Genomic DNA, 13,914 nt, shown 5'->3' with positions numbered 1-13,914 from the left:
TCCTCGTCCAAACCCCCAACCCCCGCGCAAAAGGACGAGAGCCGGCGCCGGCACGTGGCCGGCGCCGGCTCTCACCGGGACGCGGAGGCCCCTAACGCTTGGACTCCTCCAGGGAGACCGCCTCGGCGGCCTCCTCCGCGGCCTTGGCGGCCACGTCGATCGAGCTCTCCTTGGTACGGCGGATGCCCAGGATGCTGATGAACAGCGAGGCGAAGATCGTCTGGAAGCTCATGACGAGCGCCGTGGCGGCCGGGACGACCATGCGCAGCGACTCGCGCGGGTCGAGCGCGCCGAAGCTGCGCACCTGCCAGTGGACCAGCGACATCACCAGGCCGACCAGACCGGCCAGCGCCAGCAGGCCGCCGACCACGAGGCCCTTCTCCAGCGTCACGATGTCGATGATCTTCCGGATCCGCGGCGACTCGGGCAGGAAGCCCTCCTCGGCCGCGTAGACCTTCGTGAACAGCGCGAACAACGCCGCCTGGAAGCCGATCACGACCAGCGCCGAGGACCCGACCAGGGTGTCGACGTCGAAGGCCAGCTCGCCGATCTCCACCGGCCCGAACGTCAGCGCCGTGCCCGCGACCAGGCCGAGGGCCATCAGGAACACGCCGGGGTAGAAGAACAGCCACTTGGGGCTGTACAGCAGCAGGAAGCGCAGGTGACGCCAGCCGTCGCGCCAGGAGCGCAGGTGCGGCGGGCGCGAACGGCCGTCGGGCGAGAGCGTGGTGGGCACCTCGCGCACGTCGAGACCGGAGAGCGTGGAGCGGACGACCATCTCCGAGGCGAACTCCATGCCGCCGGTCTGGAGGTGGAGGCGCAGGATCGAGTCACGGCGGAAGCCACGCAGACCGCAGTGGAAGTCGCCGATGGCGGACGGGAAGAACAGCCGGCCGACGAACGACAGCACCGGGTTGCCCAGGTAGCGGTGGAGCGGGGGCATGGCGCCCGGGGCGATGCCGCCCTTGAAACGGTTGCCCATCACGAGGTCGGCGCCGTCGCGAAGCTGCTCGACGAACGGGAGCAACGAGGTGAAGTCGTAGGAGTCGTCGGCGTCGCCCATGATCACGTACTTGCCGCGGGCGGCGCGGATGCCACCCATGAGGGCGTTGCCGTAGCCCTTCTCGTCGACGTGGACGACACGGGCCCCGGCATCACGAGCGAGCTGCTGCGAGCCGTCCGTGCTGCCGTTGTCGGCGATCAGGACTTCCCCTTCGATTCCGTGCTCCTCCATGCACGCCAATGCCTTGCGCACACAGACTTCCACGGTCTCCGCCTCGTTGAGGCAGGGCATGACCACCGTCAGTTCCACGTCTCAACCCTTCAGTAATAAGGCTCTTCCAGTGAACCATCATGCCCTGTGCCCGGCGTGCTCGGGTCAAGACCTAAAAACGACTGGCATTCTTTACAGCATGGTGAGCGTCGCGGAGATTACCCCTGTGGACCACTCCGCTCCTGGCCGGGCAGCTCGCGTGCTGTCCCTCGTGCGCCGTCATCGCGTGTTCGCCGTGGCCTTCGGCGTCGGTGCCGTGCTGCGGCTGATCACCATGCTCGGCTACGGCCCGGCCATGTGGTTCAACGACTCCTACGAGTACGTCAACGTGGCGCTGCACCCCAGGCCCCATCCGATCAGGCCCGACGGCTACAGCTTCTGGCTGATGCTGCTCAAGCCGTTCCACAGCTTCACGCTCGCCATCTTCACGCAACACCTGATGGGCCTGGCCGCGGCCGCGCTCATCTACGCCCTGCTGCGCTGCAAGTTCGCGCTGCCCAAGTGGGCGGCCACGCTGGCGGCGGCGCCGGTGCTGTTCGACGCCTACCAGATCCAGCTTGAGCAGATGGTCATGTCCGACACCCTGTTCACGCTGCTGGTCGTGGGCGTGGTGACGCTGGTGCTGTGGAAGCGGCGGCTGTCGTGGCGGGCCGGGATCGTGGTCGGGCTGCTGCTCGCGATGACCTGGCTGACCCGTTCGATCGGCATGCCGATCCTCGGGCTCGTGGTGCTCTATCTGATCGTCCAGCGCGCGGGGTGGCGGTCGATCGTGGCGGTGGTCGCGGCGTGCGCGCTTCCCGTCCTCACCTACATGGGCTGGTTTTCCACAAATTACGGCAAATTCGCCATGACCAACAGCGACGGGCTGATCCTCTACATGCGTACCGCGATCTTCGCCGACTGCGGCAAGATGAAGATCGACAAGTACAAGGAGGTCCAGCTCCTCCTGCTGTGCATCAACGACCCGGTCAACCAGCGCAAGGACTACGCCCAGTGGTACCTGTGGGGCCAGGGCAACGGCGACGGCACGGGCACCGGCGAGGTGCTCCACCGGTGGGGCATCAACAAGAAGTTCAGCGGCATCACCAACGACGCGGCCAGCGCGTTCGCCACGCGGGCGATCCTGTCCCAGCCGGGCGACTATCTGAAGGTGGTCGCGCGCGACTTCTTCCGTTCCTTCCACTGGGGACGGCCGCGCTTCCCCGACGAGTCGACGTACAACATGTACCAGTTCAGGCCGTATTACGAGGTGGACGACACCGGGCGGCCCAAGCGGCTGCCGAAGTGGTCCTCCTACGGGGGCGGCCACACCGACACCGACGCGTTCAGCTACGAGCAGGGCCCGCCCGAGACCAGGATCGTCCACCCGTGGGCGGACATCATGAGCGGCTACCAGAAGATCTTCTACCTGCGCGGCATCATGCTCGGCGGAATCATGCTGATCGGCCTGTACGGCATCGTCGTCCGCTGGCGCAGGTTCGGCGGCCCGGTGGCGCTGCCCTGGCTGGGGGCGTTCGGGCTGTTGCTGGCCCCGGCGGCGACGGCCGAGTTCGACTACCGCTACGTGCTCCCGGCCGTCCCGCTGGCCTGCGTCGCGGCGGCCATCACGCTGCGCAAGGGCGTCACTTGGGGGCGGCGGTCACCCAAGAGCGCATCAACATCCGAGCCCACCACTGTGTCTGCGTGAGCGTCTCGGCCGTGAGCACCGGCTGCAACCACCAGAAGTTGATCAGCACGATCATCGCGAACGCGCCCGCGAACGCCGCCCCGACGGCCCTGCGCGTGGGCGGCGCGTCCGCCGGGCCGAGCACGAGCCCGGCCATCAGCACCACCGCCAGCACCATGAACGGCACGACCGGGAGCATGTAGAACAGGTACATCGTGCGGTCGTCGGCCAGGGCGTAGTAGAACCAGGGCAGCCAGCCCATCGCGTACGCCAGCAGCACCGCCCCCGCCCGCCAGTCGCGCCTCCTGACGTACAGGACGACGGTCCCCGCCAGCGCGAGCAGCGCGCCGAACCACAGGGCCGGGGTGCCGACGCCGTGGATCGCCTGCGCGCAGGCCGAGGCCCCGCACGCCGACGGCGGCACGTCCGCCGGGTAGTAGAACGACACCGGGCGGAAGAGCAACGGCCATGTCCAGGGGTCGGACATGTACTGGTGATAGTCGCGCACCCCGCTGTGGAAGGTGAAGACCTGCCATTGGTAGTGGATCCAGGAGCGCATGGAGTCGAACAGGAAGAAGAAGGGGCCGGAGGAGGTGGCCTGGTCCCAGTTGCGGCCGTAGCCGTTGGCGGAGGCGAACCAGCCGGTCCAGGTGGCCATGTAGGCGAGGAAGGGGACGAGGGTGAAGGAGAGGGCTGCGTGGGGGAGGTCTTTGTTCCAGGCTCCGGCGTAGGGGCGTTTGAGTCCGATGGCGCGGCGGGCTCCGAAGTCCCACATGAGGGACATGATGGCGAAGGCGACGGCGAAGGCGAGTCCGGACCATTTGACGGACATGGCGAAGGCGAGGCAGACGCCGGCGGCCAGTCGCCAGGGGCGGGCTCCGAGCCAGGGGCCGTGGGGGGTGACGGGGGAGTTCTCGTACCAGGCCACGAGGCGTTCGCGGGCGCGGTCGCGGTCGACGACGAGGCAGGCGAACGCGGCCAGGACCCAGAACATGAGGAACACGTCGAGCAGCGCGGTGCGGGAGAGCACGTAGTGCAGGCCGTCGAGGGCGAGCAGCAGTCCGGCGAAGCAGCCGAGCAGGGTGGAGCGGGTCATCCGGCGCGCCACGCGGGCCAGGACGAGGATCGACAAGGTGCCGATCAACGCCGCGGCGAACCGCCAGCCGAACGGGTTGAGCCCGAACAGCCACTCACCGGCGCCGATCATCCACTTGCCCAGCGGCGGATGGGCGACGAACGACGCGCAGTCGGACGGCTCAGCACACTGGCGGAAGATGTCCAGATTCCCGGCGATGAGCCGCCGGTCGGCGACGGGGTTCTTGGCGTCGCCGAGCATCGCGCGCTCGACCCCGTACCTGAGCAGGGAGTAGGCGTCCTTGGCGTAGTAGGTCTCGTCGAAGACGACGGCCTTGGGCTCGCCGAGGCGGACGAACCGCAACAGGCCGCCGAAGAGGGCGACCAGGAGCGGGCCCGCCCAGCCTAAGAGCGGCCGCCCCTGGAACGGCGGGACCAGTCTCCGAGCCGTCTCCCCCATGTTGATCACCCTATGCGCTTGTGCACCAGGTCATACAGCTCCCGTCTCGGCACTCCCGCGCCCTTGGCCACGTCGGCGATGGCGGTCCTGCGCTGCTCGCCCTCGGCCACCCGGCGGTCGACCTCGGCGACCAGCTCGTCCATGTCGGGCTCGCCCGCACCGGGCACGCGGCCCGCGACGACCACGGTGATCTCGCCCTTGACGCCGCCCGCGGCCCACTCGGCCAGCTCGCCGAGGCCGCCGCGGCGCACCTCCTCGTACGTCTTGGTCAGCTCGCGGCAGACGGCCGCCGGGCGGTCGGCCCCGAACGCCTCGGCCATGGCGCCCAGCGACTCGGCCAGCCGGTGGGGAGCCTCGAAGAAGACCATCGTCCGTTCCTCGGCGGCCAGCGCGGACAGCCGCCGCGCCCGGTCGCCGGTCTTGCGCGGGGGGAAGCCCTCGAAGCAGAACCTGTCGCTGGCCAGCCCCGACACCGCGAGGGCCGTGGTGACGGCGCTCGGCCCCGGCAGCGCGGTCACCGTGATGCCCGCCTCGACCGCCAGGTGGGTGAGGCGGTAGCCGGGGTCGGACACCCCGGGCATCCCGGCGTCGGTGATGACCACGACCGTGCGGCCCTGTCTCAGCGCCTCGACGAGCTCCTGGGCACGGCCCGCCTCGTTCTGGTCGTAGTAGGACACCACCCGGCCGCTGATCTCCACGCCCAGCTCGGTGGCGAGCCTGCGCAGCCGTCTGGTGTCCTCGGCGGCCACCACGTCGGCCCCGGCGAGCACCTCCCGCAGCCGCGGCGAGACATCACCCGCCTGGCCAATGGGCGCTCCGGCCAGCACCAACCTGCCTTCTTCAGTCACCAGACCATTGTGGCAGGGCATACCAATTAGACCGTGATTCTTGCAGTACCTAACGGCTTGGGGCCCGTACGATGTCCGAATGGCGGTGACCGATTCCCCGTACCAGGCCTACGACAACCCGGAGGTCGGCGAGAGTCATTCGCAGACGCGGTCCCTGCGTGACCGGGTGATCCCCCCCATGCGCGGCAGCGTCCTGTGGGGGTGGGTCGGCCCGCTGCTCATCACGCTCTTCGGCGGGATCCTGCGCTTCGTCAATCTGGGCCACCCCCGGGCCGTGGTCTTCGACGAGACCTACTACATGAAGGACGCCTTCTCCCTGATCAACTGGGGCGTCGAGCGCGTCACGATCAAGGACGCGGACAAGGCGATCCTGGCCGGGAAGACCGACATCTGGCAGTCGTGCACGCAGGAGACGCTCGACAAGTGCGCCTCGTACGTGGTGCACCCTCCGCTGGGCAAGTGGATGATCGGCGCCGGTGAGTGGCTGTTCGGGCTCAACCCGTTCGGCTGGCGGTTCGCCGCGGCGTTGATCGGCACCTTGTCGATCCTTGTCCTGGCCCGCGTGGCGCGCCGGATGACCCGCTCCACCCTGCTCGGCTGCTTCGCCGGACTGCTGCTCGCCCTCGACGGCCTGCACTACGTGCTCTCCCGCACCGCGCTGCTCGACGTGTTCCTCATGTTCTGGGTCCTGGCCGCGTTCGCCTGCCTCGTCGTCGACCGCGACCGCGCCCGCGAACGCCTCGTGGCCTGGTACGAGAACTCCCCTGTCACCCCCCACGGCCCCTGGCTCGGAGCCCGCCCCTGGCGACTGGCCGCCGGCGTCTGCCTCGCCTTCGCCATGTCCGTCAAATGGTCCGGACTCGCCTTCGCCGTCGCCTTCGCCATCATGTCCCTCATGTGGGACTTCGGAGCCCGCCGCGCCATCGGACTCAAACGCCCCTACGCCGGAGCCTGGAACAAAGACCTCCCCCACGCAGCCCTCTCCTTCACCCTCGTCCCCTTCCTCGCCTACATGGCCACCTGGACCGGCTGGTTCGCCTCCGCCAACGGCTACGGCCGCAACTGGGACCAGGCCACCTCCTCCGGCCCCTTCTTCTTCCTGTTCGACTCCATGCGCTCCTGGATCCACTACCAATGGCAGGTCTTCTCGTTCCACAACGGGCTGGAGACCTCTCATCCGTACATGTCGGAGCCGTGGCAGTGGCCGCTGCTGCTGCGTCCGGTGGCCTTCTTCTACGAGGGCAAGCAGAACGTGTGCGGGGCCAAGGACTGCTCGGAGGCGGTGCTCGGCGTGGGCACGCCGGTCATCTGGTTCGGCGCGCTGGCCGCGCTGGTGGCCCTGATCGCCTGGTACGTCTCCTCGCGCGACTGGCGGGCGGGGGCGGTGCTGCTGGCGTACGCGATGGGCTGGCTGCCCTGGTTCTACTTCGCCATCTCCGAGAACCGTACGATGTTCCTGTTCTACGCGATCCCCATGGTGCCGTTCATGATCCTGGCGCTGACGTTGTGCGCCGGGTTGCTGATCGGGCCCGCCACGCCGACGGCCGCCGGAGCCATGCCGATGCGCCGCACCTTGGGCGCCGCGGTGGTCGGCGCGTACGCTCTGCTGGCACTGATCAATTTCTGGTGGTTGCACCCGATCTTGTCCGCAGAGGTGATCCCGTACACCGAATGGAAGGCCCGGATGTTGTTCGACAAACGGTGGATCTGACCCGCTCACTGTAGGTAAACATCGGTTTCGTAGGGTAGTCGCTGTGCAAGACCCAATACGCACCGCATTCGGTCATCGTCAGGGCTGGGTGCGATACGGCAAACTTCGAGGCATGAGTGCACCGGATGTCACCGCCCTTCTCGCCGAGTTGGAGCGATCTCAGCCGGACCTGGCCGAGGAGGCCAGGACCGCCGTCGAATGGTTGACGGGTGGGGAGCCGCTGGAGACGGTGACCCAGCTCGACGTCTGCGAGTTCCTCTGGTACACGCTTCCGATCAAGGTGGGCCCGCTCCGGCCCGGAGGCGACCACGAACGACTGTCCCGCTCGCTCGGGCGACTGCTGCAACTGGGCGGCATGGAACGTTACGCCGCCCTGTGCGTGTCGCCCACGACCGTCCAGATCCTGCGCACCTACGCCCAGGAGGGCGAGGACGCCGGCACCAGCGCCTACCAGAAGGCCCTTGAGGCCACGGGCGTGCTCCCGCCCGACGTTCCCGAGCTGCAATGGAGCATGATCATGGGCCCGGAGGAGCTGGGCGCGCACGTGGCCTGCTCGGCGGCGCTGGAGCTGGCGATCGTCGCCGGCGACGACCTCGACCGCACCGCCCTCACCCGTCGCTGGCTCACCGAGCCCCGCGCCGAGCTGGGCGGCGACAGCTGGCTCAACCGCGTGCACGGCGAACGGCTCAACCGCTGGGTGCTCGGGCGCGGCCCGGCCCGGCGGGAGCTGGCCCAGCCGTTCGAGGTGCGCCTGTACGCGCCGGTGACGCCGCAGCCGCTGCCCGCCCTGCGCAAGCTGCTGTCCCTGGCCGCCTCCGAGGGCAGCCTGCCGCTCCGGCTGGCCCCCTCGCCGCCGGCGCTGCGGCTGCGCGAGCTGGCCGAGCGCGAGCTCGGCGCGATCAGCCGCGACGGCGCCCGGCTGGCCATCACCGACTACGGCCGTCACCTGCTGGGCTCGCCGGAGGCCATGTGGGAGGCGGTCACCCGGCTGCTGCTGGCCAGAGGCGAGCACGAGTTCGAGGTCTCGGCCCGCGAGGCCGCGCTCATGCTGCTGGCCGACGGCGTCCTGATGTCACCCGCCGAGCTGCGCGAACGGGTGGCCGAGGTGGTGGGCGGCGAGGGCTGGCACCCGGCCACGACCCTCGACGACGTCGCCGCGCCGGTCGCCGACCTGGTCTCCCAGCTCACCGCGCTGGGCCTGGCCTTCAGCGACGACCTGGCCGTGCGGATGGCCAGGCCCGGCCAGTACGCGGCCCTCTCCGCGCTGCGCGCCCACGCCCTGCGCCCGCGCAAGTACGTCAGCTCTGGCTGACGGCCTTCACGGCGCGCTTGAACTCGGGGCACTCGACCAGCGGGTCGTGCTCGCACACGGCCGCGTGACGCAGGCTGTCACGCAGCCGGGTGAGCTGCTGCACCCGCTGGTCGACCTCGCGCTCCTTGGCGGCCATGCGCTCGCGCAGCCGCGTGTCCGCGGGCCTGGCCCGCAGGAACTCGGCGATCTCCGACAGCGTGAAACCGGCGTCGCGGGCACAGGTGATCAGCGCCAGCCGGTCGAGCGTCTCGGGCAGGTAGACGCGGCGCAGGCCGTTGCGCCCCTCGGCCTCGATGAGCCCCTTGCGCTCGTAGAAGCGCAGCGCGGACGCGGCCAGCCCGGTACGCCTGGCCACCTCGCCAATGTCGATCAACGTGTCCCGCATGCCCCGGCTCCTCGACTTGAACCACCCTTCAAGCCGGATATTAGCGGAGCCCCTCCGACGAGTGATTACGCAGCGTAGTTACGATAGAGGACATGGAGCTCTTTCCGGCCATGCCACTCGAAGAGTGGGCCGACACCAAGGAGACCTTCCACCGCTTCGCGCAGATCGTCGGGAAAATCCGTCTGACGGTGAGTAACCGGCGCAACCACTGGTGGCAGGTGCCGTTCCATCTGACCGGGCGTGGCCTGACGACGCGTCCCATGGGCGGGCTCGGCGAGCAGCCGCTGTTCTGCGTGGACTTCGACCTCGTCCGCCACCGCCTGCTGATCGACGTCCTCGACGGCCGCAGCGCCGAGTTCAGCCTGATCGGGCTGTCGGTGGCCACCTTCCAGTCCCGGCTCTTCCAGACGCTGGCCGACCTGGGCATCCGGCCGGAGATCTGGGCGGTGCCCTACGACCTGGAGGACGAGACGCCGTTCGCCGAGGACACCCGGCACGCGCACTACGACCCGATCCTGATCAACCGCTACTGGCGGATCCTGTCGCAGGTGGCCCAACTGCTCGACCGGTTCGCCGCGGACTTCGGCGGCAAGGTCAGCCCGGTGCATCACTTCTGGCACACGTTCGACATCGCGGTCACCCTCTTCACCGGCCGCCCGGCCGAAGTGTCGGAGGAAGCCGACCCCGTCACGCGCGAGGCGTACAGCCGGGAGGTGATCAGCGCGGGGTTCTGGTTCGGCGACAAGGAACGGCCCTGGCCGGCGTTCTACTCCTACACCGCGCCCGAGCCCAAGGGCCTGGAACGGGAGCCGCTGCAACCCGGCCAGGCCGAGTGGCTGCCCGCGCGCGGCAGCCATCTGGCCGTGCTGCGCTACGACGACGTGCGGGCCATGGGCGACCCGGTGGCGAGCGTGCTGGAGTTCCTGCAGAGCGCCTACCAGGCCGGGGCCAAGCTGACCCACCTGGACACCGAGGAGGTGGCCTGCCCTGGCGGCGTCACCGATCCGTACTACGTCAAGAACCGTCCGGCGTAGGAGACGCGAAAGCCCGCCCTCCGGGGAGGGCGGGCTTCCACGTGTGCGTGTACCGGTGTGCAGGTCGCCTCTCGGCGAAAGGCACAACGCGGCTCCAGCCGAACGGTAGTCCGCGAAGGCAATAGGTGAGGCCCGGGGACACTGGACACACCGGCCACGGTTTATGTAACGGGGGTCCCTGCCGGAACATTCCCCGCGTTTCCCCGATTTCCTCTCAAACTCTGGCGGGCTGCCTCGCCGGGAGCCCGGTCTCGCGGACCAGCAGCAGGGCGGCGACCGCCAGCAGGCCCGCGACGCCCCCGGTCCAGGCGACGGTGGAGCCCACGGCCGCCGCGGTGACGTGCCCGCCGACGAACGACTGGGCGCAGGCCAGCCCGAAGGAGCCGCCGAGCTGCTTGGACAGCGCCGAACCCGCCGTCGCCGTGCCCATGTCGGCCTGAGGGACGCTGCTCTGGGTGGCGATGGTGAGCCCGCCCATCGCCGGGCCCGTACCGAGCCCCACGAGCAGCAGCCAGAACCCGACCAGGAACGGCGAGGTGCCAGGACCCAGCAGGGCGAAGGCGAGCGTGCCGGCCGTCACCAGCGCGGCCCCGGTCAGCAGCACCGGCCTCGTCTGCCCGGAACGCAGCACGAGGACCGCCGTCAGCCGGTTCCCGACGATCATGCCGACCAGCATCGGGAGCAGCAGCAGGCCGGAGACCATGGCCGACAAGCCGCGTACGTGCTGAAGATGGAGCGGCAGCAGGACGCCCGCGGGCAGCCCCGCCACCTGGAAGAAGAACCCTCCGGCGAGCAGCGCCGCGTACGTGCGGCGGCGCATCAGCCGTGGCGGCAGCACCGGCGTGTCGGCCCGCCGCTCGACGGGGACGAGCGCGACCAGCAGCGCCAGCCCGCCGAGCAGCGAGCCGAGCACCGCCGGGTCGGTCCAGCCCCGGCCGGTGTTGCCCTTGAGGCTCAGGCCGATCAGCACCAGCGACAGGCCCGCGGTGAGCAGGGCGATCCCGGCCGCGTCGAGCCTGCCGGAGGTGCGCGGCGGACGCCGGCCGGGCAGGAGCAGCGCGATCAGCGTGGCCGCGACCGCGCCGACGGGCAGGTTGACCAGGAACGCCCAGCGCCAGCTCGCGTGGTCGGCGAGCAGGCCGCCGACCAGGGGGCCGCCGACCATGCCGACGATCATCATGGCGGCCAGCAGGGTCTGCATGCGGATCAGGCCCTCGGCCCGGTGGGGCGGATGGAGGTCGCGGATCAGCGCCATGCCCAGGGTGAGCAGGGCGCCCGCGCCGATCCCCTGGACGGCCCGGCTGACGATCAGGATCTCCATCGAGCCGGCGAGTCCGCAGGCCAGCGAGCCGGCCAGGAAGATCGCGACCCCGGAGAGGAGGAGGCGGCGGCGGCCGTACAGGTCGGAGAAGCGGCCGTAGACGGGGACGCTCACGGAGGAGGTGAGCAGGTAGGCGGTGATCAGCCAGACGTACCAGGAGGTGGTGCCGCCGACCTGCTCGACGATGCGCGGGAGCGCGGTGCCGATGACGGTGCCGTCGAGCATGCCCAGGAAGGCGCAGCCCAGTAAGGCGAAGGTGACCGCGGTGCGGCTGCGGGGCGCCAGGTCCTCGTAGAGGTCGGTCAAGGACGTTCGCCGCCCGTGAGCGCGCCGTTCAGGAACAGGTCGACCAGCTCCGCCGAGCCGAGCGGGGACGGGCCGCGGCCGGCCGCCATCACCATGAACTGGAACGCGTCGGCCAGGTGTTCGGGGGCCAGCCTGAGCCGGTCGCGCTCGGGCTCGAACAGCCCGGCCAGAGCCTCACGCGACGCCGCCATCGACTCCTCCCGCCCGGACGCGGGCCGCCCTTCCGCACCGCCTGACGCGCCGGGCCGCTCGCCTTCGCCCTGGCCAGAGCCGGGCCGCTCGCCTTCGCCGTGGCTAGAGGCGGGGCCAGGGGCGGGGGCGGGGCGGCGCAGGCCGCCCGTGGTGGCGAGGGCGCCCGCCACCGCGCCCATCCTGGCCAGGTAGCCGCGCAGCGCCTCGGCCGCCTCCAGCAGCCGTTCGGCCAGCGGCAGGTCGAGGGAGATCGCGGACACGTGGGCGAGGGTGTCGTCGGGGCGCAGCGCCTCCGCCATGCAGGCGGCCAGCAGCGCCTCCTTGTCGCCGAAGGCGCGGAAGATCGTGCCCTCGCCTATGCCCGCCGCGCGGGCGACCTGGGCGGTGGTCACGGAGGTGCCGTACTCGACCACCAGCGGGAGGGCGGCCTTCACGATCATCTCGCGGCGTCGTTCGGGGCTCATCGCCGGCGCTCGCCGCCGGCTCGTCTCGTTCGCCATGCCTTCGACGGTACGGAGTGAGTACTCACTCCGTCAAGGGCACCAGCGCCGCCATGGCACCATCGAAGGCGTGCCTTTCGCCATGACGACGGGCGGCGTCAAGCTGTCCTACCAGGTCCGCGGCAGTGGCCCCGCGCTCGTGCTGCTCCAGGGCCAGGCCAACAACCACCGCTGGTGGGACCCGGTCCGCGACGACTTCGACCGCGCCCACCGCACGATCACCTTCGACTACCGCGGCACCGGCGACAGCGACAAGCCCGACGAGCCGTACACCACGCGCGGGTTCGCGGAAGACGTGCTGGCCGTGCTCGACGACCTCGGCGTCAGCCGCGCCGACGTCTACGGCACGTCGATGGGCGGCCGGGTGGCCCAGTGGCTGGCCGCCGACCATCCCGGCCGCGTGGGGGCGCTCGTGCTCGGCTGCACCTCCCCCGGCGGCGTCCACGGCCTGGAACGCGGCGACGACGTGCGCAGATCGCTGGCGCAACCCGACCGGGCCGCCGCCGGGCGGGCGCTGCTGGAGCTGATGTACACGCCGGGCTGGCTGGCCACGCATCCCGGGCCGTACCGCACGGTGGGCGATCCCGGCATGCCCGCCCACGCCCGCCGCCGCCATCTGGCCGCCAGCGCCGGGCACGACGCCTGGGCCGTCCTGCCCGCCATCGCCGCTCCGACGCTGGTCGTGCACGGCACCGACGACGTGTTCAACCCCGCCGCCAACGCCCCGCTGCTGGCCGGGCGCATCCCCGGGGCGGAGCTCCGGCTCATCGAGGGGGCCCGGCACGCCTACTTCGAGGAGTTCCGCGAGGTGGCGAGCCCGCTGGTGCTGGAGTTCCTGGCGCGCTCGCGCGGGTGAGACGGGCGGCCAGTCCGCGCAGGTGGGCGACGAGCTCGGGCGGCTCGTGCACCTCGAACTCGCAGCCGAGCGTGATCAGCCGGAAGGCCAGCCAGTCCAGGGTGTCGGCGGAGGCGCGCAGGAGGCAGGTGCGCCCGTCCAGCGGGGTGACCTCGCCGGGGACGGCCCTGGCGACGTCCTCGGCGGGCGCGTGCAGGGTCACGACCGCCCCGTACGTGGGGGCGCCCGAGTAGAGCTTGGCGGCGACGTACGCGGCGGGGTCCTCCGGCTCGGTCGTGGTGATCCGGGCGCCCGTGGCCCGTACGTCGTCGATGCGATCGACGCGGAAGAGGCGCCGGTCGTCCCGGTCGTGGTCGTGGGCCAGCAGGTACCAGCGCCGGCCGGCGGCCACCAGGCGGTGCGGGTCCACGAGCCGGGCGCTCTCGGCGCCGTCGGCGGCCAGGTAGCGGAAGCGCACCCGTTCGCGATTGGCGACGGCCATGGCCAGCGCGGTGAGCCGGCCGGGATCGACGTCGAACCCCTCCACGCCGGGAAGCGGAACGGTCGCGGCGCCGAGCGAGGCCACCCGGTGGCGCAGCCGGGACGGCAGCACCTGCTCCAGCTTGGCCAGCGCGCGTACCGACGCCTCCTCGATGCCCTGCACGGGATGCCGGGCGGCGGTGACCAGGCCGACGGCGATCGCGACGGCCTCCTCGTCGTCCAGCAGCAGGGGCGGCATGGCCGTGCCCGCGACCAGCCGGTAGCCGCCGTCGGCCCCCATGGTGGCCACCACCGGGTAGCCGAGGTCGCGCAGCCGCTCGACGTCGCGCCGGACGGTACGGCGGCTGACCCCGAGCCGCTCGGCCAGTTCGCCGCCCGGCCATTCGCGCGGGGTCTGGAGCAGCGAGAGCAGGTTCAGCAACCGCAGGGACGTCATGCGTCCAAGAATGCCGTCGATGTAGGACAGGAACCGACCTACTGACCTCCTACCGTCTTC

The 13,914-nt window shown here is 70.7% G+C and carries 12 protein-coding genes; 5 read left to right on the top strand and 7 right to left on the bottom strand.

Going from position 1 to position 13,914, the window contains the following annotated elements:
• Positions 1 to 91 precede the first annotated feature (91 nt).
• Positions 92 to 1,312 carry a glycosyltransferase gene (locus ACIA8R_RS13320; RefSeq protein WP_357710032.1) on the bottom strand — a complete coding sequence of 407 codons (1,221 nt, stop codon included), beginning with the start codon at positions 1,310 to 1,312 and terminating at the stop codon, positions 92 to 94.
• 172 nt (positions 1,313 to 1,484) lie between these two features.
• Between ACIA8R_RS13320 and ACIA8R_RS13315 the strand changes: the two genes are divergently transcribed.
• Positions 1,485 to 2,960, top strand: a complete 1,476-nt coding sequence (locus tag ACIA8R_RS13315; RefSeq protein ID WP_364097723.1) for a hypothetical protein — start codon at positions 1,485 to 1,487, stop codon at positions 2,958 to 2,960.
• Here the strand turns inward: ACIA8R_RS13315 and ACIA8R_RS13310 are convergent.
• Together ACIA8R_RS13310 and rsmI are read right to left on the bottom strand one after the other, a co-directional pair.
• Complete coding sequence (locus ACIA8R_RS13310; RefSeq protein ID WP_397038402.1) at positions 2,896 to 4,473, bottom strand: dolichyl-phosphate-mannose--protein mannosyltransferase; 1,578 nt, start codon at positions 4,471 to 4,473, stop codon at positions 2,896 to 2,898. The genes ACIA8R_RS13315 and ACIA8R_RS13310 overlap by 65 nt on opposite strands.
• A gap of 5 nt (positions 4,474 to 4,478) precedes the next feature.
• Positions 4,479 to 5,342 carry a 16S rRNA (cytidine(1402)-2'-O)-methyltransferase gene (gene rsmI / locus ACIA8R_RS13305; protein WP_364104818.1) on the bottom strand — a complete coding sequence of 288 codons (864 nt, stop codon included), beginning with the start codon at positions 5,340 to 5,342 and terminating at the stop codon, positions 4,479 to 4,481.
• 58 nt (positions 5,343 to 5,400) lie between these two features.
• On the opposite strand from rsmI, the gene ACIA8R_RS13300 reads away from it, so the two are divergent.
• The gene (locus ACIA8R_RS13300; protein WP_397038400.1) at positions 5,401 to 7,032 is read left to right on the top strand and encodes a dolichyl-phosphate-mannose--protein mannosyltransferase; all 1,632 of its coding nucleotides are present in this window, start codon (positions 5,401 to 5,403) and stop codon (positions 7,030 to 7,032) included.
• Positions 7,033 to 7,144: 112 nt separating this feature from the next.
• Positions 7,145 to 8,344, top strand: a complete 1,200-nt coding sequence (locus ACIA8R_RS13295; protein WP_357696085.1) for a hypothetical protein — start codon at positions 7,145 to 7,147, stop codon at positions 8,342 to 8,344.
• Here the strand turns inward: ACIA8R_RS13295 and ACIA8R_RS13290 are convergent.
• Positions 8,331 to 8,729 (bottom strand): MerR family transcriptional regulator, encoded by a 399-nt coding sequence (locus tag ACIA8R_RS13290; protein ID WP_357696087.1) that lies wholly within the window; start codon positions 8,727 to 8,729, stop codon positions 8,331 to 8,333. The two genes, ACIA8R_RS13295 and ACIA8R_RS13290, sit on opposite strands and share 14 nt — an antisense overlap.
• Positions 8,730 to 8,821: 92 nt before the next feature.
• Between ACIA8R_RS13290 and ACIA8R_RS13285 the strand changes: the two genes are divergently transcribed.
• Positions 8,822 to 9,763: a DUF5996 family protein gene (locus tag ACIA8R_RS13285; RefSeq protein WP_397038397.1), complete on the top strand. Its 942-nt coding sequence runs from the start codon at positions 8,822 to 8,824 to the stop codon at positions 9,761 to 9,763.
• Positions 9,764 to 9,977: 214 nt separating this feature from the next.
• Here ACIA8R_RS13285 and ACIA8R_RS13280 read toward each other — a convergent pair whose 3' ends face one another.
• Positions 9,978 to 11,390 (bottom strand): MDR family MFS transporter, encoded by a 1,413-nt coding sequence (locus ACIA8R_RS13280; RefSeq protein WP_397038395.1) that lies wholly within the window; start codon positions 11,388 to 11,390, stop codon positions 9,978 to 9,980.
• Positions 11,387 to 12,082 carry a TetR/AcrR family transcriptional regulator gene (locus tag ACIA8R_RS13275; RefSeq protein WP_397038393.1) on the bottom strand — a complete coding sequence of 232 codons (696 nt, stop codon included), beginning with the start codon at positions 12,080 to 12,082 and terminating at the stop codon, positions 11,387 to 11,389. Before ACIA8R_RS13275 ends, ACIA8R_RS13280 begins: the two co-directional genes overlap by 4 nt.
• A gap of 70 nt (positions 12,083 to 12,152) precedes the next feature.
• Between ACIA8R_RS13275 and ACIA8R_RS13270 the strand changes: the two genes are divergently transcribed.
• A complete protein-coding gene (locus ACIA8R_RS13270) occupies positions 12,153 to 12,938 on the top strand; it encodes an alpha/beta fold hydrolase (protein WP_364101706.1) in 786 nt (261 codons plus the stop codon).
• Here ACIA8R_RS13270 and ACIA8R_RS13265 read toward each other — a convergent pair.
• Positions 12,847 to 13,854 (bottom strand): YafY family protein, encoded by a 1,008-nt coding sequence (locus tag ACIA8R_RS13265; RefSeq protein ID WP_357696097.1) that lies wholly within the window; start codon positions 13,852 to 13,854, stop codon positions 12,847 to 12,849. The two genes, ACIA8R_RS13270 and ACIA8R_RS13265, sit on opposite strands and share 92 nt — an antisense overlap.
• Positions 13,855 to 13,914: the final 60 nt, after the last annotated feature.

Origin of the sequence: Nonomuraea sp. NPDC051191 (genome assembly GCF_044455665.1) — a bacterium.
Lineage (GTDB): Bacteria > Actinomycetota > Actinomycetes > Streptosporangiales > Streptosporangiaceae > Nonomuraea.
This window is presented reverse-complemented; position numbering and strand designations above follow the sequence as displayed.

Excerpts from the sequence above, each read along its gene's own strand:
- ACIA8R_RS13295 (WP_357696085.1), top strand. The coding sequence starts at position 7,145 with ATGAGTGCACCGGATGTCACCGCCCTTCTCGCCGAGTTGGAGCGATCT.
- ACIA8R_RS13290 (WP_357696087.1), bottom strand. The coding sequence starts at position 8,729 with ATGCGGGACACGTTGATCGACATTGGCGAGGTGGCCAGGCGTACCGGG.
- ACIA8R_RS13265 (WP_357696097.1), bottom strand. The coding sequence starts at position 13,854 with ATGACGTCCCTGCGGTTGCTGAACCTGCTCTCGCTGCTCCAGACCCCG.
- ACIA8R_RS13310 (WP_397038402.1), bottom strand. The coding sequence starts at position 4,473 with ATGGGGGAGACGGCTCGGAGACTGGTCCCGCCGTTCCAGGGGCGGCCG.
- rsmI (WP_364104818.1), bottom strand. The coding sequence starts at position 5,342 with ATGCCCTGCCACAATGGTCTGGTGACTGAAGAAGGCAGGTTGGTGCTG.
- ACIA8R_RS13300 (WP_397038400.1), top strand. The coding sequence starts at position 5,401 with ATGGCGGTGACCGATTCCCCGTACCAGGCCTACGACAACCCGGAGGTC.
- ACIA8R_RS13275 (WP_397038393.1), bottom strand. The coding sequence starts at position 12,082 with ATGGCGAACGAGACGAGCCGGCGGCGAGCGCCGGCGATGAGCCCCGAA.
- ACIA8R_RS13285 (WP_397038397.1), top strand. The coding sequence starts at position 8,822 with ATGGAGCTCTTTCCGGCCATGCCACTCGAAGAGTGGGCCGACACCAAG.